Here is a 22,034-nt window from a genome sequence, read left to right as displayed (position 1 = left end):
ACGCTTTTCGTTTTTCGGGGATAGACAGTTTGTTCGAGTTTTCTTACAATATCAATAGAGAATCCCTTTCTCTCTCAATGCGGCTTCGATCCTCTGGAATGTTTCTTCATCCGGGCAGCGAAGGGTGTGCAGGTGCACGCCGCCGGTCATCCGGCTGAGCAGGCACTCCGGGGTATTGGCTGCCTGGGTGATAAAGGTGTCCACATCGTATCGGCTGGCGAGGTTCAGGTTGCCCCGCAGCTCGCCGTAAAGCGGGTTTTCCACCGCCACATCGACCACCACGCCTCCCTGATCCACCACCGTGTAAAGCTCGGTACGCATCTCATCGGTGGTCTTATGCACACAGGCCAGGATGCCGGTGTAGCCGCCGGGGGTCGGGTGGAACTGATACCCGCGCGGGGTGGCCTCGATTTCGGCCCCGCCTGCCCGCAGAAGGGCCACGTCCCCCACCACGATCTGGCGGCTGACCCCCAGCTTTGCGGCCAGTGCACTGGCACTGATGGGTGCGCTGGCCCCATGGAGCTGTTGCAAGATCTTTTCCCGGCGCTGTGCTGCGTTCATTGTTGTTCCCCCTGTCAGCATTATTCCCTATTATAATAGTGCATGACAGGTGTCCTGTCAATCCAGACGCAGGACCGTGGCGTAATTGGAGGGCAGCTGGACCTTCATCCGGCCAGATGCAAGGCTGACCATCACATTCTCAGCGCCCACGGTATCGGCCAGCAGGTCCGTTGCAGCGTTGGCCTCCACCGGCAGCTGGAACTCCATCTCCGCCGGGCTGTCACCGTTATTGAATACGGCCACGAGGGCTTTTCCATCCAGTACCCGGGCAAAGGCATAGCACTGGGTGGTCAGCTGGAGCTCCTTCACCTCGCCCCAGCTCAGGGCCGGGTATTCGGCCTTCAGCCTGCCCAATGCGGCGTACACACTGGTGACGGGGTTGGTGGTCAGGTCATCCCGGAATTTGTCCAGCTCCAGGCAGGGGCGCAGGGGCCAGTCACTGCCCCACTCCTTTTTGCCCTCGATGCCAAATTCGGAGCCGTAGTAGATGGACGGAATGCCCCAAAGCGTGTATACTAGAATTGCAATGTGCCGGATGTGCGCCTTGTTCCGCAGTTTATTGGGCAGGCGCTCCACATCGTGGTTGTCGGAGAAGGTATAGAGCCGGGTGTCGTGGCAGAGCCCCTGCAGGCGGCGCATGGTGTGTGCGATCTCAAAATAGTTGTGGTCGTTGTGGCCGCTCCACAGGCCCTTGTGCAGTTCATAGTTGGTAACAGAGTGAAGCATTTCAGGGTTGGCCCAGCGGCTGTAATCGCCGTGGATGACCTCGCCCATCAGCCAGAACTCAGGCTTGACCTCGTTGGCAAGGCGGCGCAGACCCTTCATAAAGTCGAAGTCCAGCACATCCGCTGCATCCAGCCGGATGCCGTCAATGTCGAATGCATCGACCCAGAAGCGGATGGTATCATAATGGTAGTTCTGCACCTCGGGGTTGCGCTGATTCAGCTTGACCAGCAGGTTGAAGCCGCCCCAGTTGCCATAAGAAAAGCCGTCGTTGTACTCGTTGTTGCCCCAGAAGTTCACATCGCAGAACCAGTCCTTATAGCGGGAATTCTCGCGGTTGGCCTGCAGGTCTTTGAAGGCAAAGAAATCCCGGCCCACATGGTTGAACACACCGTCCACAATGACCTTCTGGCCCCGGGCGTGGCAGTTGGCCACGAACTCCCTGAACTCCTCGTTGGTGCCCAGGCGGCGGTCCACCCGGCGGTAATCGATGGTATCATAGCCGTGGGAGCCGCTCTCGAACAGCGGGCCGATATAAATGGCCGTGCAGCCCAGATCTTTGGAGGCGTGCTCGGCCCAGGCGTTCAGCTTTGCGAACGCGCCCGGTGTGGGCTGGCCGTCGTTTTCGTGCGCACAGCCGCACAGGCCCAGCGGATAAATGTGATAAAAAACTGCGGTATCATACCATGCCATAGTTACTCTCTCCCATATCATTTCTTCTGCCGCCCAGCGGCGGCAGGCTCAGTATACCACAAACTCCGCCAATTGTGTGGATGTTTGATAAATTTTCTACATAGTCTCTGTTAAAATCAGCAAGTGTGACGATTTTGATCAAAAATTATTGGTAAATATGACCGGGTGTATCCCGTTGAGAAAAGGAGAAATCTGCATGAATTTTCCCACCATCGACCGCTCGTTCTTTGCGGGCGAATGCTTTGATGCCTACCGTGTGCTGGGCGCGCACCCCTGCCGGGATGACTTTGGGCAGGAGGGCTGGCGGTTTGCCGTGTGGGCCCCGGGTGCTGTGGCTGTGGAGATCTGCGGTGGCTTTGACGGCTGGGGGCCGGGCGTTCCCATGCAGAAGGCCGACACCGGCGTGTGGAGCGGCTTTGTGCCCGGCCTTGCCGAGGGAGAGCTGTACAAATATCGCATCCACGGCAAGGATGGCAGCACCGTGATGCGGGCTGACCCCTACGCCTTTTCCACCGAGCTGCGGCCCGGCACGGCCAGTAGGCTGGCCCGGATGGACTTTGCCTTTGACGATTCCAGCTGGATGGAGCGGCGGGACAAGTGCCGTAACCTGCCCCTGAACATCTATGAGCTCCATGCAGGCAGCTGGAAGCACAAGCCCAATGCCACCCGCGAGGACGGCTCGGATGGCTGGTACAATTACCGGGAGCTGGCCCGGGAGTTGATCCCCTGGCTGCTGGATCACCGCTTCACCCATGTGGAGCTGCTGCCGCTGGCAGAGCATCCCTTTGACGGCAGCTGGGGCTACCAGACCACCGGTTACTTCTCTGTCACCAGCCGCTACGGCGACCCCGCCGACTTTGCGGCCTTTGTCAACGCCTGCCACCGGATGGGCATTGGTGTCATCATGGACTTTGTGCCCGTCCACTTTGCCGCCAACGGCGACGCGCTCGCCAACTTTGACGGCACCCACCTCTACGAGTACGACAGCGATGTGGGCCACAGCGAGTGGGGCACCTGCAACTTCAACTATTACCGCCGGGAGGTGTGCAGCTTCCTGAACAGCGCCGCTGCCCTTTGGATGGATGTCTACCACTGCGACGGCATCCGGATGGATGCCATCTCACGCGCCCTTTACTGGCAGGGCGACCCCAACCGCGGCGTGAACGAGGGCGCTGTTACCTTCCTGCGGAACCTGAACCACGGCCTGAACGAGCGCTGGCCCACCGGCATCTACACCGCCGAGGACTCCACCAACTTCCTCAAGGTCACCGCCCCCACCCGCTACGACGGCATCGGTTTCGATTATAAGTGGGACATGGGCTGGATGCACGACACGCTGGATTATTTTGCCACGCCCTTTGGTGAGCGGCCCGATGCCTACCACAAGCTGACCTTCAGTATGCAGTATTTCTATAATGAGCTGTATCTGCTGGCACTCAGTCACGACGAGGTGGTGCACGGCAAAAAGACCATCATTGACAAGCTGTGGGGCACCTACGAGGAAAAATGTGCCCAGCTGCGCACCCTTTACTTCTACATGTACACCCACCCGGGCAAAAAGCTGAACTTTATGGGCAATGAGCTGGGGCATTTCCGGGAGTGGGATGAGAAAAAGGAGCTGGACTGGGGCCTGATGAAGTATCCCTTCCACGACAGCTTCCAGAAATATTTTGCCGAGCTGGGCCGCCTGTATGCCACCGAGCCCGCCCTCTACGACGGCGAGTACAACCCGAACTGCTTTGAGTGGATCGCCTGCGAGAGCCGGGACGAGGGCGTGTACGCCTGGCTGCGGAAGGGCGCGGGCCAGACCATCCTCTGTGTGATGAACACTCAGAATACCGCCCACAAAAAGTTCCCGCTCTACTTCCAGTATCCCTGCGCCGCCGATGAGCTGCTGAACAGCGAGGCTGCCTGCTGGAACGGTGCGGACCGCAGCCGCACCAGACACCTGCACACCACCGATGGCGGCGTGTACGGCCGGGACTACACCCTGAGCGTGGATCTGCCTGCCATGGGCAGCCGGATGTACCGCATCACGCCGGAGGCTCCCCACCCGGAGGCCGCGCAGGCCTCTGCCCGCAAGGCCGCCGCCCAGAAGCGCAAGGCCACCATCGCGGCAAAGCAGAATTCCAAAAAGTAATATCGCATTCAAAATATCCCGTCTGCTGAAATGCAGGCGGGATATTTTATCTTCCGGGGGGCCTGCCCTCTTGCCTGCGCCGCCCGGAACCATTATACTGTAAGCTGTAATATTGTGGTTCAAAACCGAGGAGCATGTACAATGTCAACGATACTTTCTGAAAAGAAGACCCTTTCGCCCTGGGCAAAGGGCGGCATCGGGCTGGGTGCCGGAGCACTCCTGCTGGTGCTGGTGGGCCTGCTGTTCCCCACCGCAGCGGCGTTCTTCCCGCTGGTGAGCCTGTGGTGCAGCTGTGTGCTGTTCTACGGCGCGCTGTGGGTGCTGCACACTGCCGGTGTGGAGCTGGACTTCTTCCACCGCGCAGCCATCATCGCCTTCTGGGCCGGAGCTGTGCTCTACTTCTATTGGGCGTTGGGCCGGCGGCAGTTCATTTACGCCTGGGATTATGTGAACTACATTCAGAAACAGTTCAATACCGAAGCGGCTTTTGCGCTGGGTCCGGTGGCCGGTTTTAAGTATATCATAAGCACATTTTCTGAAGATTACACCAATTTCATCACCTTGTTCACTGAGTTCCCGTTCTGCCTCACCGCAAAAACGGGTGACAACTACGCTTTTTCGCAGGTTTTCTGTGTGCTCCCCAGCCTTATGCTGATGCTGGCTGGTCTCACGATCAAAATCGGGCAGATTCTGGAGATCAAGAATAAGTTCTGGTATTTTATCATCGGCTTTTCCTGGGTGCTGACCTATCCGTTCCTGCGAATGAGCGCTATGCTGGCACAGCCGGACTGGTTCGGTCTGATCTTCGCTTTTGCCATTCTGCTCCTCACATTGGACTACCGTTTTGAAAAGCTGGAGCCGGGGCGGTTCGTGCTCATCTTCCTGGCAACGGCCGCGATTATCCTGAGCCGCCGCTGGTACTTATATTTTGTGGTGGGCTATTATTTTTCCTATGCGCTTCTGCTCTTTGTAAGCAGTGCAAAGCTCGCAAAACAGGGCCAAAAGGGCCTTGCCCTGCGCCGAGTACGCAACCTCATCCTGTTTGGTGTCTGCGCCATGGCAGCAATGGTGGTCCTGCTCTGGCCCATGGTCAGCAAGATCCTGGCTTTTAACTACTCCGACCGCTATTCGTACTATAATGTCGGCGGCATTGCGGTAGAGCTCTATTATCATGCCATGCGCACCGGCCTGCTGAACCTTATTTTGATCCTGTTTGGTTTGTGGCTCTGCGTCAAGCGGAAAAAGCCCAGCCTGCCTGTGTTGGCGCTGTGTGAGCTGATGCTCAGTATGCTCTTATTTACCCGAGTGCAGAATTCCGGCTCCCATCAGATGCTGCTGTACGTGCCCGCCTATGTCATTCTGTTTCTCTGCGGTGCGGCGGGTCTGGCAGAGAGTATCGAGCATTTCAAAATACCAAAGCTTTGTTTCTGGGTCTTTACACTGTTGTTCGCCGTGTCGGTGCGGTGCTCCCCGCTCACTGTCATGGCCTTGCCAGAGTTCGTTATCCATGCGTTCCACCCGGCAGACCTTGCTGAGTATCAGCGGCTGGACGAGCTGACCTATGACCGCAAGGACAAACCGCAGATCCAGGCCATGGCACAATGGCTGGTTGAACATCTGGGGGAGGGCGAGGTCGCCTATATGATCCCGGATGACATGCTCTACAATCCCGGCCACCTGCGGAACTGTGACCTGCCCAACCATGCACTGGACGGCAAGTTGCCGGACAGCTTCTCGGTGCCGGGCACCCACTATTTCCCCACCGGTTTCTTTGATGCCAGATATGTGGTAACTGCAGACCCGTTCCCCCTCTCACTGGCTCCGGACACGGAACTGGGCCACCGGTTCAACGCCGTTTTTCTTCAGCTGAGAGAGACTACCCACCAGCAAGTTGCGACCTTCGATATGGGCAACGGCACGGTGTTCACGATCTGGGAACGCACCACTCCCGTGACACGTGAGGAAGTGGAGACCTATCTCCATGAATTTGATGCTGAAAACGCCAAATACCCAGAAATGTTTTCCTCTGTTGTGGAAAACTGGCTGGCTGTTCATGGTTTATAAAAGGAGAGTAAAACGATATGTCCAACAACGCAAAAAATCTACCAGAAGTAAAATTAGGCCAGTACAAGGGGCTGGCTGTCACCCGCCATGTGCGGCCGCTTTCCGAAAAGACCATTGACCAGGAGATGGTCCACCAGACCCGGATGCGCTCCGTCTACCACAACTCCACCGCCCCCGCCAAGCGCGGCAGCCGGGTTCTGCTGGATTTTGTCGGCTTCATGGACGGGGAGGAGATCCCCGACAGCCGGATGGAAAAGGTGATGGTGGTTCTGGGGGACGGCAAGCTGATGCCTGCCGCCGAAGATGCCATCTACGGCCACACCGCTGGCGAGACCTTCCGCTTTGATTTCACTTACCCGGAGCAGTTCCGGGTGGAGGAGCTCTCCGGCAAGACCGCGCAGTTTGAGATCAAGCTGCACTCCGTGGCCGAAAAGACCACCCCGGAGCTGAACGAGGAATTTGCCCGGGCACAGGGCTATGCAGACCTTGCCGCCATGCGCGAGGCCGTGCGGGCCAAAAAGCGGAAGATCCACGAAGATGCCGCCGACCGCGCCGCCGGGCAGGAACTGCTGGCAAAGGCCGGTGCCAACCTGACCGTGGACCTGCCCGAAGCCATGCTGGACCGCACCGCCGACAATGAGATGCGGATGCTGGAGCAGCGGCTCTCCCGCAGCAACATCACCCTGGAAAAGCACTGCAAGAACAGCCACACCACCGCTGCCGCCCTGCGGGCAGGCTACCGTGACGCTGCCGAGCGGAACCTGCGCTCCATGCTGGCCTCCCGCTCCATTGCCGAGGCCGAGAACATCACCGTGAGCACGCTGGAGGTCAACAACGAGTACCGCCGCCTGTCCCAGCTGCAGGACACCCCGGAGGCCGACATCCGCCGGGTGCTGAGCCCGGACACCCTTGCCGCCGCACTGGTTGCACAGAAAGTCCAGCGCTTCCTGCTGGACAACGCCGACATCACCACGGTGATGGACCCTGAAAAGGAGTGATCCTATGAGTATCTTTACGCGCTACGCCATGGATGCGCTGATGAAGACCACCCACCCCGAAGTGAACCGCAAGCAGTGCTGGAACCTGCACCCCCACCGCACCCCCTGCACAGCCTGCAAGGATATCTGCCCCTATGGTGATGAGATCTTCACCCGCCCCAACCTCGTCAAGGACTGGGATCCCTGCACCGACTGCGGCCTGTGTGTTTCAGCCTGCCGGTCGGGCTGCATTGCCCCCTCGCCGGAGCAGGTGCAGCGGGATATCTCCCCTGCCGACAGCGATGGTGACACCATCTGGATCGGCTGCGAAAAATCCACCCGGAAAAACACCGTGGTGCGCACCTGCGTCTCGGCCTATTCGTGGGAAGCGCTGGCCTACCTTGCCCTGAACAAGAAGATCGTCCTCGACCTGACCCCCTGCGGCGAGTGCGAGAACGATGTCTGTGCCGAGCATCTGCGTGCCGTTCTGACCCGGCTGGTGGAGTTCTTCGGCCAGCCCCTGTTCGAGGCCCGATTCACGCTGGCATACGAGCTGGACGATGCCCCCTTCCACGTCAAGGAGTACTCCCGCCGTGAGATGATGGAGCAGGTGACCTCCGGCTCCAAAAAGGGCACCAAGCAGCTGCTGCGGATGCTGCCCGGCCTGCGCAGCGAGGACGAGAGCAGCCAGGATTTCCGGCTGCTGCTCCACCAGTACACCAAGCAGCTCAAGGCGGTGTCCGAAACGCCCCTGCGCTATGGCTACCACCTGCCCAACTTCACCCAGAAGTGCTTTGCCTGCGGCCGGTGTGAGAAGAGCTGCCGCAGCGGTGCCATCAAGTTTGAGGACCTGCCCGACGGCCAGACCCGCGCGGTGATCACGCCGTGGAAGTGCAGCGAGTGCGGGGTCTGCGTTGCCGCCTGCTCCAACGGCGGTCTGGACGGCCTGAAGCTGCGCCAGCTGACCAGCCTTGGCCCCGTCAGTGTCTACAAGTGCACCAAGACCCTCTGCAAAGAATGCGGCAAGCCCATTGCGCCCAACTGTGCGGACGGCATCTGTTCTGTCTGCCGCATCAAGCTGCGCACCAAAAAACGGCAGGAGGAGGCTGTGGCCCGCGCCAAGGAGCGTCAGGCCGAGCGCGAGGCCAAAAAGGCCGCAGAAGCGGCTGCAAAAGAGCTGGCTGCCGAGATGCAGCCCTCTCAGCCAGCGCAAAGCGCCGCTGCCCCTGAAGCAGGAGCCGCTCCCGCCCCGACCGAAAGCACCTGCTGATCGCTGGACCTCTCCGGCGCTTCGCATGGACGGAGAGGTTTTTATTGACGCAGCTCCAAAAAAATGCTATAATTCTTCTTAACCACCCAGCTGTGGTCGGGAGGACAAGTTACAAAGGCGTAACGGATGTGTTTCCGTTACGTCTTTTTTGCTTCCCGCTGCCGGGAAACAGCGGGCCTGTCGGCTTTGGGCGGCAACCAGACTTCAACACGAAGAAAAGAGGGAATTTCATTATGAAACAGTCTATTTCTCGTCGTCAGTTCCTCAAGGCAAGCGGCCTGGCAGCCGCAGGTGCCTGCGCCGCCGGTCTGCTGTCCAGCTGCGGCGGTAAGAGCGGCGGCAGCTCCTCCGGTTCTGCTTCCGGTGCGGATACCAGCAAGTACACCGTGCTTTATTCCAGCCAGCCTGCAACCCTGAACTACCTGACCACCGCCACCGACCTGGAAATGGTCGTGGGTGCAAACTGCGTGGACACCCTGGTCGAGTACGACAACAAGGGCGTGATGCGCGAGGGCCTGGCCACCAAGTGGGAGTGGGATGCCGACACCCTGACCTGGACCTTCACCCTGCGCGAGGAGAACTGGGTGGACAACAACGGCGAAGTCGTTGCCCCCGTGACCGCACAGGACTTTGTGGATGCCCTGCAGTATGTGCTGACCCCGGATTACGCTTCCTCCAACGTGGGCCTGGTCACCGCCTACATTGCCGGTGCGAATGATTACTACAACTATCACGTCTACCTGACCAATGCTGAAAACGGCACTGTGGACGATGACGGCACCACCTATGTCACCGATGGCAGCGGCAACGTGACTGTGACCGCAGCAGACGGTACCGCTTCCACCTACGCCCCCGTGGACTTTGATTCCGTGGGCGTGACCGCTGTGGATGACCACACCCTGACCTACACCCTGACCTACGATTTCCCCGGCTTCCTGAGCCTGCTGTGCTACCTGCCCTATGAACCTGCCTACGGCCCCCTGCTGAGCGAGATGGGCGACCAGTATGCCACCAGCGCCGAGACCCTGTACAGCTGCGGTGCCTTCTACCTGTCTGATTACGAGTCTCTGGAAACCTGGATCATGAAGAAGAACCCCGAAAACTATGATGCGGACAATGTCTTTATCGACACCATCAGCCGCATTTACAATGCCGAGGCTGCCGTGAACGGCCCCGAGATGATCAAGCGCGGCGAGATCGACGAAGCCACCATCGGTTCCGACATTCTGGACAGTTGGCTGGCCGACGATACCACCAAGGACATGGTCTCCATGGATCGTCCCAACACCAACTACACCTACTTCTACATGTTCAACTTCATGCCCTTTGCACACGAGTTCTCCAACTGGAGCGTTGAGGGCGTGGATGCAGAATACGAACCCGAGAACTGGGCCAAGGCCATCAACAACACCAACTTCCGCAAGGCCTTCCTGTACGGCATCAACAACGCCGTTACGCTGGCTGTCAGCGCACCTCTGGGCTACGACAGCTACAAGCTGAACACCATCACTCCCCCCAACTTCTGCGCCACCACCGATGGTGTGGACTACACCCAGTGCGGCGGCCTGGCCGACCTGACCGAGTTCTTTGACGAGGCCAAGGCCAAGGAGTACCGCGATGCCGCCATTGAGGAGCTGACCGCACAGGGGGTCACCTTCCCCATCAAGGTACAGCTGCCCTACAACCCCTCCACCACCGACTGGGATAAGCAGTGCCAGGTGCTCAAGCAGCAGCTGGAGGGTGTGCTGAACGACGGCACCGACTTCATCGACATCATCATCACCGCCGGCCCCTCCGACAGCTTCCTGTCTGCTGTGCGCCGCAACGGCAAGTTCGAGTTCCTGCTCTGCAACTGGGGCGCTGACTACTCCGACCCCGAGACCGAGACTGACCCGTTCTATCAGGCTGAGGATTCCCGTGGAATGCGCTATGCTTACCTGCGCACCGGCGTGGAAGACGGCTTCATCACCGGCGAGACCGCAGATGCTGTCATGGCCTACATGAACGCCATCGAGGCTGCAAAGCAGATCACCGATGACATCGATGCCCGCTACAAGGCCTTTGCCGATGCCGAGACTCTGCTCATTACCAACGCACTGGTCATTCCGCGCGGCATGAGCGTTCCCGCCTATCTGGCGACCCGCCTGAACTACTGGGAAGGCCAGTACGCTTCCACCGGCTTCTCCAACAAGCGCCTGAAGGGGATCCACGTCCTCGACCACTACATCTCCATGGACGAGTACGAAGCAAACCGTGACGCTCGCTGATCGTTCCATCTGCTCATAACACAAAATGCACCCCCTCTGCACGGCAGTTTCTGAAGCTGCACCGCAGAGGGGGTGTTCTTTTTGCATGTTCAGTTACACTTCAAAATCCAGGCAGACACGGGTCTTGGTGTAGGGGCGCACCTTGCCATCGGCCACAGCCACGTGGGCGGGGTGGGTGGAGTAGCCCTTGAGGGCAGCTGCATCGGTAAAGGTGGTGTCCAACATCAGGTCTGCGTTGGAAGAGGGCAGGCCGTTGATGTTCACATGCACCTCCACAAGGCCCGGGATCTGCCCTGCCAGGCCCTCCAGCCCGGTTTTGATGTTCGCCTTGATTTCTGCCTTTTCGGCGGCAGAAAGCTCGTCCTTGAGCTGCCAGAGAATGATATGCTTGACCATAAAAAATACCTCCTGCGTTTTCTCCATTGTAGCAGAGAAATGCAGGAGGTGCAATGCTTTTTGAAACGGTTCAGTCGTCTTCCCGGCCTTTTTTCCAAGCGTGGTACATCAGCAGGAACACGGTGTCCGCAGCAATGCCGATAGAGAGCAGGCGGCTGCCGCCAATGGAAGTGTGGGGCAAAAACGGCGAAGCGACAAACACAACGGCATTAAAGAAATAGAACACACCGAACTTTTTCTCCCACATAGCCCGCTCTTCGTCATCGCTGAACTTCATCTGGTGCTTTTTGGAAAAACTGCGAAAGCCCATTACCAGCATGGCAGCGGCAGCAAACAGGTTCAGCAAAAGGGATGTGTCAAATTTCATGCGGGGGCACCTCCGTAAAAAATCCATAAACAAAAACCAGCCGGATCGAGGCGGTTGCAAGCCCTCGTCCGGCTGGAAACTTACTTCTTCGGAGTCATAAGCCTCTTCTCCTTGGGTTCTCTCATTTTCGGAGTATGCGTTTCATAGGGTGACTCTCCTTAGAAACTACCTGAAACTGAAGAGTTCTATGCAAGGGGATGAACTACTCTAGTACATTGGACTGACCCTTCTCTTAACTGTTGGACTGCGGTACCGAGATTCTGAAGATGAATTTCATATTACCACATTCTTTCGAGTTAGATTTGCCAGGGATTCCATTGCTTAGTACATTGGAGTTACTCCTTTTTGGTCATTCAAACAGGTGCATCCGTGTAACTGTCCTCATCATGGGAGATCACCTCGGGCGGATCTATTTGAATTGCCAGGGGATTTATTCTGACAGACTGTACTGTTTTCGCATTTTTGATGCTCAAGACCGGCTCTTTGATTTGTTTTGTTATACGGGGGAAACATCCCGTTTGTGGAGAGCCTCTATTTTGCTTCTCAGCGAATCCCGACAGTCTGTCCGAACTGTGCGGGTTCCATATCAACCATCGGTCTCGCTCCTTTCTACTTAAAGTCAGCGGGGTTAGCTCTCATTTGAGCTTCTGCTGTACTTCTCTGGTTTCTGGCTTTATTATACAGGAAGATGCACAGTTTGTCTATTCGCAGAGTGCACAACAAATCAGACATACTTTTGCATCAAAAGTCCAAATTTCTGGGATACATGAATTCCGTCCTTCCAGTGTACTGCTCCACCTTCCCGGCAAAGGCTCTGCCCCGCAGATCGTACCGGGCCATCGCGGACACTGCTCCGGCATATTAAATAGGTATCATCACAAGGGATGCAGCTATATAAATCTGATATGCCCGCTATACAATCCGTGAATAATAATGTCGATTTCACCTCATCCAAAGGCCAGAAAATGGTACAGATAGCTAAGAATCAGCAAAGAGATTGTGCAAATCGCATAGTTTCTCACCTGTACTTTTTGCAATCTGCACAACTGTTTTCATCCAAAGCAGAAATGGAATATAACAAAAAGTAGAATGTTAGGTGGAGGGCTGTAAAACCGGCAGAAATCGTGCTATGATACCATCACAAATTAAGAAAGGAGAGAGTGCTAATCAATGAATGCGTTGACTGCTGCTTTGAAAGAAGAGCTGAATGTTGACATGGTCACGGTGTTCGGGCTTTCCATTCCGGAGTCCGTAGTCGTGAGCTGGGGCATTATGGCGTTTCTTGTCATCGGCTCCATCCTGCTGACGCGGAATCTGCGGGTGGATCACATCACCAAGCGGCAGGCCATCCTGGAAACAGTCGTTACTACGATCAATGATTTCTTTGTGGGCCTGCTGGGCGAAAGTGGAAAGCGCTATGTCCCCTATCTGATGAGCGTGGCGCTGTACATCGGCTGCTCCAACCTGATCGGTGTGTTCGGCATCAAGCCCCCCACAAAGGACCTGAACGTCACAGCGGCCCTTGCTCTGATGAGCATCTGCCTGATCGAGTATGCCGGCATCCATGCCCGCGGCGGCGTTGGCTTCCTCAAGAGCCTGGCTGCCCCCACCCCCATCATGGCCCCCATGAACGTGCTGGAGGTGGCCATCCGGCCCACCAGCCTGTGCATGCGACTGTTCGGCAACGTGCTGGGCGCTTTTGTCATTATGGAGCTGATCAAGCTGGTGGTGCCTGTGTTCGTGCCTGCCATCTTCAGCCTGTATTTTGACCTGTTCGATGGTCTGATCCAGACCTACGTCTTTGTGTTCCTTACCTCTTTGTTTATGAAGGAGACCATGGGAGACGAAGAGTAAACCCTTTCCATCATCAAATCAAAAGGAGATTAAAATTATGAACGGACTTATCGCTCTGGGCGCTGGCATTGCAGCGCTGACTGGTATTGGCGGCGGCATTGGCATCGGCATTGCAACCGGCAAGGCAACCGAGGCTATTTCCCGCCAGCCCGAGGCTTCCGGCAAGATCCAGACCAACCTGCTGCTGGGTGCTGCTCTGGCCGAAGGTACTGCAATTTTCGGTTTCGTCGTTGCACTGCTGATCATCCTGTTCCTGGGTTGATAACGGAGGCATGACGAATGCTGACACTGAATCTGAATCTTCTGTATACAGTCGTCAACGTTCTGATTCTGTTTTTGCTGCTGCGGAAATTCCTGTACAAGCCTGTTATGGGAATCATCGCACAGCGTCAGAAACAGGTGGATGACGCACTGAACGCCGCCGAGACCTCCAAAAAGGAGGCCGCTGCGGCCATGAGCGCTGCGCAGGACAAGCTGCGCAATGTGGACACCGAGGCTGCTGCCCGCCGCGAGACTTACGAGCAGCAGGCCGAAACTGCAAAGCAGCAGCTGCTGGCCGAGGCCCAGAAACAGGCCGATGCCATTGTAGCCGAGGGCAAGGCCGCTGCTGAGGCAGAGCGCCAGCACAAGCTGCGCGAAGCCGACGCACAGACCACCGCACTGGCCCGCGCCATGTGCGAGAAGCTGCTGAGCCGGAACCTGACCGAGCAGGACGATTCCCGTTTGCTGGACGATCTGCTGGAGAAAGCAGGTGCTGAGCATGGCAACTGAGTTCAGCCGCGAATTCTTCTCTGAGAACCGCATCGTCAAGGCCGATCTGCGCGCCGCACATCAGCTCCGTGAAGAGGATATCGCCCGCATCAAGGCCGAGGTCAAGAAGCTCTATGATGCCACTGAGGTCATCCTGAATGTCTCGGTGGACGAGAGCCTGCTCTCCGGCTATGTGCTGCAGGTGGGCGACCGGATATTCGACAACTCCGGCCGCCACCAGCTGGACCAGATGATGGCTGGCAAGCCCTCTCTGGCCACCCTCAAGACCCGCATCGAGGATTACAAGCCTGCCCAGACCTCTGCCGAGGGCGGCGTGGTCATCTCCTCTGCCGATGGCATCGTGCAGGTGGAGGGCATGGACAAGGCCGTTTACGGTGAGATCGTCACCTTTGAGAACGGTGCCAAGGGCATGGTCGAAAGCGTGGACCCGGGCAAGCTGGGCATTATGCTGTTCGACGGTGCCGAGACCGTGGGCGTGGGCACTCTGGTGACCCGCAGCGGCAAACGCGCCGGCATCCCTGTGGGTGATGGTTTCCTGGGCCGTGTCATCGACCCACTGGGCGAGCCCATTGACGGCAAGGGCCCGGTGAACGCCGAAGGCTACAACCCCATCGAGAAGCAGGCCCCCGGCATTCTGGAGCGCCAGAGCGTGGATACCCCGCTTCACACCGGCATCCTGGCCATCGACTCCATGTTCCCCATCGGCCGCGGCCAGCGTGAGCTGATCATCGGCGATCGCCAGACCGGCAAGACCTCCATTGCCACCGATGCCATCCTGAATCAGAAGGACACCGGCGTGCTCTGCATCTATGTTGCCATCGGCCAGAAGGCTTCCTCCATCGCCCGTGTGGCCGAGGACCTCAAGAAGCACGGTGCCATGAGCTACACCACCATCGTGGCCGCCACGGCCTCCGATTCCGCTCCCCTGCAGTACATCGCACCTTATGCGGGCACTGCACTGGCTGAGTATTTCATGTCCAAGGGCAAGAGCGTCCTGATCGTCTACGACGACCTTTCCAAGCATGCGGTGGCCTACCGTGCCATCTCCCTGCTGCTCCGCCGCTCCCCCGGCCGTGAGGCTTACCCCGGCGACGTGTTCTATCTGCATTCCCGTCTGCTGGAGCGCTCCTGCCGGATGCGCGACGATCTGGGCGGCGGTTCCATCACTGCCCTGCCCATCGTCGAGACCCAGGCGGGCGATGTCTCTGCTTACATCCCCACCAACGTCATCTCCATCACCGATGGTCAGATCTTCCTGGAAAGCGCCCTGTTCAACGCAGGCAACCGCCCCGCCGTCAACGTCGGCCTGTCGGTCTCCCGTGTGGGCGGCGCTGCCCAGACCAAGGCCATGAAGAAGGCCAATTCCAACCTGCGTATCGAGCTGGCCCAGTACAAGGATATGGAGTCCTTTGCCCAGTTCAGCTCTGATCTGGACGCTGAGACCCGCCGCCAGCTGGAACACGGCAAAGCCCTGACCGAGATGCTCAAGCAGCCGCTGTACCAGCCCAAGTCCGATGCCGAGCAGGTGGTCGTGCTGACCCTGGCTTCCCACGGGATGCTGGACGACCTGCCGCTGGCTGACCAGCGCGCAAAGACCAATGCCTTTGTGCGCCAGTTCCACGCCGATGTTTCCGGCACCATGGACGCGATCACGTCCACGGGCAAGATCACCCCGGAACAGGTGGACACCATCCTGACCGCGTGGAAGGCATTCGCGGGAGGGGAGAGCAATGGCATCCAGTAAGCTGCTCAAGGAGCGGATCGAGAGCATTCAGGATACCATGAAGATCACGAATGCCATGTACCTGATCTCCTCCTCCAAGCTCCGCAAGGCCCGGCAGAACTACCAGAATGTTCTGCCCTACTTCACCCGGATGCGGGATACCATCTCCCGCGTGGTGCCTCACCTGCCCGACGAGCCGGAGCACCCCTTCTTCCACGAGCGGGATCTGGAGAACCCCAAGCGGGCCTATATCGTGCTGACCGCCGACAAGGGCATGGCCGGTGCTTACAACCAGAACCTGCTCAAGTTCCTGCGGGAGCACGCCGACCAGAATGACCGGTTCTATGTCATCGGTCAGGTAGGCTACCGTGCCCTGTTCCGCAAGGATCCCCGTCTGGTGGAGGATTTCCATTACGGTGCCACGGCTCCCACCCTGCAGCGCGCCCGTGATATCACGGTGGATGCCATCGATGATTTCAAGTCCGGCAAGCTGGACGAGATCTACATCGTCTACACCAAGATCCAGAACGCGCTGACCAGCGAGCCGGTCATGGAACGCCTGCTGCCGCTGGACCGTGCCCACCTCACGCCTGCTCCCAAGGGTCTGGGCGACCCCCGCGGCGAGGTGGAGATGTTCCCGGATGCCTGGACGGTGTTCGAGCAGACGGCCCCCATCTATATGCACGGCATGATCTTTGGTGCCATGACCGAGAGCTTCTGCGCCGAGCAGAGCGCCCGCATGACCGCCATGGATTCCGCCACCAAGAGCGCCAAGGATATGATCCACGATCTGGAGCTGGAGTACAACCGCTCCCGTCAGGGTTCCATCACCCAGGAGATCACCGAGATCATCGGCGGCGCGGCGGCGGTACAGAATCAAGAATAATACCGCCCTCTCCGTCATTGCTGACGCAATGCCACCTCTCCCAAAGGGAGAGGCAATGCCGGCTTCGAGGCAAGGCCCTGCAAATTAGCAGATGGCTGCCTGGCAGATGTGTTGGCTCCCCCTTTGGGGGAGCTGGCGAACGAAGTGAGACTGAGAGGGTTGTAACAAAAAAAACGAGGCAATTGTATGATACAGGGAACTATTATTCGAGTAGCAGGCCCCGTGGTGGATGTCAAATTCACCGGGGGCAAGCTGCCTGCCCTGCAGGAAGCGCTGACTGTGACCGCAGAGGGCACTGAGCGCACCATGGAGGTGGCGCAGCACGTCGATGAAACGACGGTGCGCTGCATCATGCTTTCTGCCAGCGAGGGTCTGGGCAAGGGGATGGAAGTTACCGCCACCGGCCACGGCCTGAATGCCCCTGTGGGCGAGGGCACTCTGGGCCGCATGTTCGACCCGCTGGGCCGCCCCATCGACGGCAAGGGCCCGGTGGACGATCTGCCCCACTGGCCCATCCACCGCAAGGCCCCCAGCTTTGCGGAGCAGAAACCTGCAACTGAAATTCTGGAGACCGGCATCAAGGTCATCGACCTGCTGGCTCCCTACGCCAAGGGCGGCAAGATCGGCCTGTTCGGCGGTGCCGGTGTCGGCAAAACCGTGCTGATCCAGGAGCTGATCCACAACGTGGCCACCGAGCACGGCGGCTACTCCATCTTCACCGGTGTCGGCGAGCGCTCCCGTGAGGGCTGTGACCTCTGGGGCGAGATGAACGCTTCCGGCGTTCTGAACAAGACCGCGCTGGTCTTTGGTCAGATGAATGAGCCTCCCGGAGCCCGTATGCGGGTCGCTGAGACCGGCCTGACCATGGCAGAGTACTTCCGTGAGGAGACCCACAAGGACGTGCTGCTGTTCATCGATAACATCTTCCGTTTCGTGCAGGCAGGCAGCGAGGTCTCCGCCCTGATGGGCCGGATGCCCTCCGCCGTGGGCTATCAGCCTACCCTGGCCAATGAGCTGGGTGCCCTGCAGGAGCGCATCACCTCCACCCGCGACGGCTCCATCACCTCGGTGCAGGCCGTCTACGTCCCCGCCGACGACCTGACCGACCCGGCTCCTGCAACCACCTTTGCCCATCTGGACGCAACCACCGTTCTGAGCCGTAAGATCGTGGAGCAGGGCATCTACCCCGCTGTCGATCCGCTGGCTTCCACCTCTCGCATTCTGGAAGCCGATATCGTGGGCGAGGAGCACTACCGTGTGGCCCGCAAGGTGCAGGCCACCCTGCAGCGCTATCAGGAGCTGCAGGACATCATCGCCATCCTGGGCATGGACGAGCTGAGCGAAGAGGACAAGCTCACCGTCACCCGTGCCCGCAAGCTGCAGAAGTTCCTCAGCCAGCCCTTTGCGGTGGCCGAGAACTTCACCGGCCTGAAGGGTGTGTACGTCCCGCTGGCAGAGACCGTCAAGGGCTTTGCCGCCATTGTGGACGGCCAGTGCGATGACCTGCCCGAGTGGGCATTCTTCAACGTGGGCACCCTTGCGGATGCCCGCAAGAAGTACGCAGACAAACAGGCGGAGGAAAAGGGCGGTGCCAACTGATGGAAAAGTTCATCCTGAACATCACGGCTTCCAGCGGTGAATTCTATCAGGGCTACTGCGAGAGCCTGACCCTGCCCACCGGCGACGGCGTGTACGGCGTGCAGGCCGGGCACAACCCCGTGCTGGTGGCCCTGCACATGGGCATTGCAAAGTTCACCGTGGACGGTGAGACCCGCGAGGTGCTGGTGGGCGACGGCATTGCAGAAGTGACCCCCACCTTTGTCCTGCTGCTGGTGGACAGCGCCGAGCGGCCCGAAGATATTGACCGTAACCGCGCCGAGGCTGCCCGCATCCGGGCCGAGGAGCGCTTGCAGCACAAGCAGAGCATGCACGAGTACTACCAGAGCAAGATCGCACTGGACCGCGCCATGCAGCGCCTGCAGACGGCCGCCAAATACAAGCGTTAAACACTCCCTCAAACAGAACACCGTCAGTCTGACACAACGGGCTGACGGTGTTTTTGTTGTTTTACTGCGCTTCGATCTGCGCTCCCCTGCTGCACCCTCTTGTAAATTGCCGCGGAAAAGCGTATCATAGAATCAAATACAAGCAAAGGAGCATTCTTATGCGTGCATACGAGCGACTGTTGAATTATGTCCGCGTTTACACTACCTCCGACCCCGAGAGCGGCACCCACCCCTCGGCAGAGCGGGAGTTTGACCTGGCCCGCCAGCTGGTGGAAGAGATGAAGGCTCTGGGCATCGAGGATGCCCGGGTAGACGAGCACTGCTATGTCTACGGCAGCATCCCCGCCACCCCCGGCTGTGAGGACAAGCCTGCCCTGGGCCTGATCGCCCACATGGACACCGCCCCCGACGCTTCCGGCGAGGGTGTCACCCCCATCCTGCACGAGAATTATGACGGCCGTGATGTCACCCTGCCCGCCACCGGCATGGTGATGAAGGTCTCCACCTTCCCCTTCCTGGCCAACCTCAAGGGTGAGACTCTGATCACCACCGACGGCACCACCCTGCTGGGCGCAGACGACAAGGCCGGTGTGGCAGAGATCCTGACCGCCGCCGAGATCCTCCTTGCCGAGGGCCGCCCCCACGGCAAGCTCTGCATCGCCTTCACCCCCGACGAGGAGATCGGCGAGGGCGCTTCCCTCTTCGATATCCCGGGCTTTGGTGCGGATTTCGCCTACACCGTTGATGGCGGTGACGTAGGCGGCATCGAGTATGAGAACTTCAACGCAGCTGCCGCCACCGTGACCATCCACGGCTTCTCGGTGCATCCCGGCTCCGCCAAGGATGCCATGATCAACGCCTCCAATGTGGCCATGGAGTTCCACACGGCCCTGCCCATCATGGCCCGTCCCGAGACCACCGAGGGCCGTCAGGGCTTCTACCACCTCTGCCAGATGTACGGCGACGTGACCAACGCAAAGCTGGGCTACATCCTGCGCGACCACGATGCCGATAAGCTGCAGTACAAGAAGGATAACCTCCTCCACATTGCCGATTACCTCAACGGCAAGTACGGCCCCGGCACCGTGGAGGTGGAGATCAAGGACAGCTACCGCAACATGCTGGAAAAGATCAAGCCCCACTTCCATCTGGTGGAGAACGCCCGCAAAGCCATCGAAAAGGCCGGTCTGACCCCCGAGGAAGTGCCTGTGCGCGGCGGCACCGATGGTGCCACCCTGAGCTGGAAGGGCCTGCCCTGCCCCAACCTGGGCACCGGCGGCTTCAACTTCCACGGCGTGTGCGAGTGCACCACCGTAGAGCGCATGGACAAGGCAACCGAAATCCTGCTGAATATCGTGGAGATCTACAGCAAATGATTCCGCTCCCGGAACTTTTCCACGCTGACTGCACATAAGAAATGGACGGCTCCCGAAAACGAGAGCCGTCCATTTTTTCTTATCCTACGTTGATCTGTCCAACGGGCAGGATCTTGCGTTTGTTGTCATCGGGCTTGCTGGTCAGGCTGATGGCAAAGGACACCGGGCCCACACGGCCCATGAACATCACCAGCATGTACAGCAGCTTGGCCCCAGTGTTCAGCTGGCTGGTCACGCCCACCGAGAGGCCCACGGTACCAAAGGCGGAGCAGGATTCAAAGATCGCGTCAATGACCGTTACAGCATCCGAGGTGTTGTAATAGACCACCACGGCAGAGCCCAGCGCTGCCACCATGCCCAGCATGATAATGGTCAGCGCGCGGTAAACGGTCTTGGATTCAATGTGGTGGCCGCCGATGACACAATCGTCCCGGCCCTGCGCCACGCTGCGCATGGTCAGGATCAGAACGGCAAAGGTGGTCACCTTCACACCGCCGCCGGTGGAACCGGGAGCCGCGCCGATGAACTGCAGAACGCTCATCAGCAGCTTAGTGATGGGCCCACAGGCGGCCAGGTCGATGGTGTTCATACCGGCAGTACGGGTTGACACCGACTGGAACAGGGCCGCCATCACCTTGCCCGGCACGGACAGCTCACCCATGCTCTTGGGGTTGTTCCACTCCATCAGACCGATGAGGGCGGCACCACCCACCCACAGGATGCAGGAGAAGAGCAACACCATCCGGGCATGGAGAGACAGGTGCCGCTTCCTGCGCCACTCTCCGATCTCCACCCAGACCATAAAGCCCAGACCGCCCGCCATGATCAGGAACATGATCACAGCCTGTACATAATAATTACTGACATAGGGAGCCAGCGAGGAATACTGCCCGAACCGGCCAAACAGATCGAAGCCCGCATTGCAGAACGCCGAGATGGCCGTGAATGCACTGATCCAGATGCCCTCCGCACCAAACTGCGGCACAAAGGCGATCATCAGAAGCACCATACCAATGATCTCAAAGGTCATCGCCAGCTTGACCACGATCTTCAGCACATCGGTAGCCTGCGAGTATCCGCTGGCCGAAACGCTTTCTCCCAGCAGCCGCAGATCCTTAAAGCCCATCCGGCGTTTGGCCGCCAGCGCAAAAAAGCTGGTCAGGGTCACCAAGCCCAGACCGCCCACCTGGATCAGCAGCAAAACCACCGCCTGCCCAAAGGGCGTGAACTGTGTCCAGGTATCCCGCACGACCAGACCTGTCACACAGGTGGCACTGGTGGCAGTGAACATGGCATCCACCACGCCCAGCCGACCGCTGCGGCTGGAAATGGGCAGTGTCAGCAGCAGCGTCCCCAGCGCGATCAACAGCACAAAGCTGATGCAGATGACCTGCGTTGCACTGCTGCCCAGCAGCCAGCCGCGCCGACGCGGTGCTCTCTTTTTCCGTTTCATCCCCATAAGTTGGCTCCTTTTTGTGCTGGGCCGCCTGTGCTGCACCTGCACTTCATTCTGCACCCATGCCGCGCATGAGCACCTCTCCTATAGGATACACCTTTTTTCTTTCCGATTCAACTTGATTTTGTGGGGAAGTTGCGGTATTATAATATGGTGTTCGTCTTCATAGCTCAGCTGGATAGAGCGTTCGCCTCCTAAGAATTCGGTCAACCTGATACCTTGGGGGCAGAAGTGATTGCTCTAATCAAAAGCAAGACCGGGAATCGAAGTTTTCTCAACAATTTTTGATGCAACAAGTTTAACACCGTTCCGGTTGCAACGCAGTCGGTCACTTCGTTGTGAAAAGCATTCCATACAAAGTGCAGAAAAGTCAAAAATCAACGATAATACATATATGTCTCTATACCTCAGCTGGATAGAGGGTTCGCCTCCTAAGCGAAACGCCCCCGGTTCGAACCCGGGTAGGGACATCCTTTTAAGAAATGCGAAGGTCATTTTTCCATG

Annotated in this window: 18 protein-coding genes and 1 tRNA gene; 14 read left to right on the top strand and 5 right to left on the bottom strand. The window is 58.5% G+C overall.

Annotated elements, in window-relative coordinates; translation table 11 throughout:
• Nucleotides 1–51 precede the first annotated feature (51 nt).
• Together ACKXGA_RS14460 and ACKXGA_RS14455 are read right to left on the bottom strand one after the other, a co-directional pair.
• Complete coding sequence (locus ACKXGA_RS14460) at nucleotides 52–561, bottom strand: transcription repressor NadR (RefSeq protein WP_156065570.1); 510 nt, start codon at nucleotides 559–561, stop codon at nucleotides 52–54.
• A 57-nt stretch (nucleotides 562–618) separates the two neighbouring features.
• Nucleotides 619–1,977: an alpha-amylase family glycosyl hydrolase gene (locus ACKXGA_RS14455; RefSeq protein WP_423729757.1), complete on the bottom strand. Its 1,359-nt coding sequence runs from the start codon at nucleotides 1,975–1,977 to the stop codon at nucleotides 619–621.
• Between the two features lie 196 nt (nucleotides 1,978–2,173).
• On the opposite strand from ACKXGA_RS14455, the gene glgB reads away from it, so the two are divergent.
• The 5 genes from glgB to ACKXGA_RS14430 all read left to right on the top strand — a co-directional run bounded on the left by glgB (nucleotide 2,174) and on the right by ACKXGA_RS14430 (nucleotide 10,695).
• The gene (gene glgB / locus ACKXGA_RS14450; protein WP_005933102.1) at nucleotides 2,174–4,117 is read left to right on the top strand and encodes a 1,4-alpha-glucan branching protein GlgB; all 1,944 of its coding nucleotides are present in this window, start codon (nucleotides 2,174–2,176) and stop codon (nucleotides 4,115–4,117) included.
• Nucleotides 4,118–4,258: 141 nt separating this feature from the next.
• Nucleotides 4,259–6,181, top strand: a complete 1,923-nt coding sequence (locus ACKXGA_RS14445) for a hypothetical protein (RefSeq protein WP_423729756.1) — start codon at nucleotides 4,259–4,261, stop codon at nucleotides 6,179–6,181.
• Between the two features lie 17 nt (nucleotides 6,182–6,198).
• Complete coding sequence (gene tig / locus ACKXGA_RS14440) at nucleotides 6,199–7,179, top strand: trigger factor (RefSeq protein ID WP_005933098.1); 981 nt, start codon at nucleotides 6,199–6,201, stop codon at nucleotides 7,177–7,179.
• A gap of 4 nt (nucleotides 7,180–7,183) precedes the next feature.
• Nucleotides 7,184–8,428 (top strand): 4Fe-4S dicluster domain-containing protein, encoded by a 1,245-nt coding sequence (locus ACKXGA_RS14435; protein WP_098922909.1) that lies wholly within the window; start codon nucleotides 7,184–7,186, stop codon nucleotides 8,426–8,428.
• Nucleotides 8,429–8,661: 233 nt separating this feature from the next.
• Nucleotides 8,662–10,695: an ABC transporter substrate-binding protein gene (locus tag ACKXGA_RS14430; RefSeq protein ID WP_423729755.1), complete on the top strand. Its 2,034-nt coding sequence runs from the start codon at nucleotides 8,662–8,664 to the stop codon at nucleotides 10,693–10,695.
• A gap of 93 nt (nucleotides 10,696–10,788) precedes the next feature.
• On the opposite strand, the gene ACKXGA_RS14425 is transcribed toward ACKXGA_RS14430, so the two are convergent.
• Together ACKXGA_RS14425 and ACKXGA_RS14420 are read right to left on the bottom strand one after the other, a co-directional pair.
• A complete protein-coding gene (locus ACKXGA_RS14425; RefSeq protein WP_097770964.1) occupies nucleotides 10,789–11,091 on the bottom strand; it encodes a Dabb family protein in 303 nt (100 codons plus the stop codon).
• Nucleotides 11,092–11,161: 70 nt separating this feature from the next.
• The gene (locus ACKXGA_RS14420) at nucleotides 11,162–11,458 is read right to left on the bottom strand and encodes a hypothetical protein (RefSeq protein WP_242888060.1); all 297 of its coding nucleotides are present in this window, start codon (nucleotides 11,456–11,458) and stop codon (nucleotides 11,162–11,164) included.
• 1,170 nt (nucleotides 11,459–12,628) lie between these two features.
• On the opposite strand from ACKXGA_RS14420, the gene ACKXGA_RS14415 reads away from it, so the two are divergent.
• The 8 genes from ACKXGA_RS14415 (at nucleotide 12,629) to pepT (ending at nucleotide 20,074) form a co-directional block, all read left to right on the top strand.
• Nucleotides 12,629–13,312, top strand: coding sequence for a F0F1 ATP synthase subunit A (locus ACKXGA_RS14415; protein ID WP_005933086.1), 684 nt, complete (start codon nucleotides 12,629–12,631; stop codon nucleotides 13,310–13,312).
• A gap of 37 nt (nucleotides 13,313–13,349) precedes the next feature.
• Entirely contained in the window at nucleotides 13,350–13,574 is a 225-nt protein-coding gene (atpE, locus tag ACKXGA_RS14410; protein WP_005933085.1) for an ATP synthase F0 subunit C, read from the top strand.
• 17 nt (nucleotides 13,575–13,591) lie between these two features.
• Entirely contained in the window at nucleotides 13,592–14,083 is a 492-nt protein-coding gene (gene atpF / locus ACKXGA_RS14405; protein WP_423729754.1) for a F0F1 ATP synthase subunit B, read from the top strand.
• Nucleotides 14,073–15,827: a F0F1 ATP synthase subunit alpha gene (gene atpA, locus ACKXGA_RS14400; RefSeq protein ID WP_423729753.1), complete on the top strand. Its 1,755-nt coding sequence runs from the start codon at nucleotides 14,073–14,075 to the stop codon at nucleotides 15,825–15,827. The genes atpF and atpA overlap by 11 nt, the downstream gene beginning before the upstream one ends.
• Nucleotides 15,814–16,692 (top strand): ATP synthase F1 subunit gamma, encoded by an 879-nt coding sequence (gene atpG / locus ACKXGA_RS14395; RefSeq protein WP_156061955.1) that lies wholly within the window; start codon nucleotides 15,814–15,816, stop codon nucleotides 16,690–16,692. The genes atpA and atpG overlap by 14 nt, the downstream gene beginning before the upstream one ends.
• A gap of 186 nt (nucleotides 16,693–16,878) precedes the next feature.
• Nucleotides 16,879–18,291: a F0F1 ATP synthase subunit beta gene (atpD, locus tag ACKXGA_RS14390; protein WP_005933079.1), complete on the top strand. Its 1,413-nt coding sequence runs from the start codon at nucleotides 16,879–16,881 to the stop codon at nucleotides 18,289–18,291.
• Complete coding sequence (atpC, locus tag ACKXGA_RS14385) at nucleotides 18,291–18,698, top strand: ATP synthase F1 subunit epsilon (RefSeq protein WP_097770960.1); 408 nt, start codon at nucleotides 18,291–18,293, stop codon at nucleotides 18,696–18,698. The genes atpD and atpC overlap by 1 nt, the downstream gene beginning before the upstream one ends.
• A gap of 158 nt (nucleotides 18,699–18,856) precedes the next feature.
• Complete coding sequence (gene pepT, locus ACKXGA_RS14380) at nucleotides 18,857–20,074, top strand: peptidase T (protein WP_423729752.1); 1,218 nt, start codon at nucleotides 18,857–18,859, stop codon at nucleotides 20,072–20,074.
• A 79-nt stretch (nucleotides 20,075–20,153) separates the two neighbouring features.
• Here pepT and ACKXGA_RS14375 read toward each other — a convergent pair whose 3' ends face one another.
• Complete coding sequence (locus ACKXGA_RS14375) at nucleotides 20,154–21,527, bottom strand: TrkH family potassium uptake protein (protein ID WP_423729751.1); 1,374 nt, start codon at nucleotides 21,525–21,527, stop codon at nucleotides 20,154–20,156.
• A gap of 399 nt (nucleotides 21,528–21,926) precedes the next feature.
• On the opposite strand from ACKXGA_RS14375, the gene ACKXGA_RS14370 reads away from it, so the two are divergent.
• Nucleotides 21,927–22,000 (top strand) — tRNA-Arg (locus tag ACKXGA_RS14370).
• Nucleotides 22,001–22,034: the final 34 nt, after the last annotated feature.

It is taken from the genome of Faecalibacterium hominis (ex Afrizal et al. 2022) (assembly GCF_049545105.1).
Lineage (GTDB): Bacteria > Bacillota > Clostridia > Oscillospirales > Ruminococcaceae > Faecalibacterium > Faecalibacterium duncaniae.
This window is presented reverse-complemented; position numbering and strand designations above follow the sequence as displayed.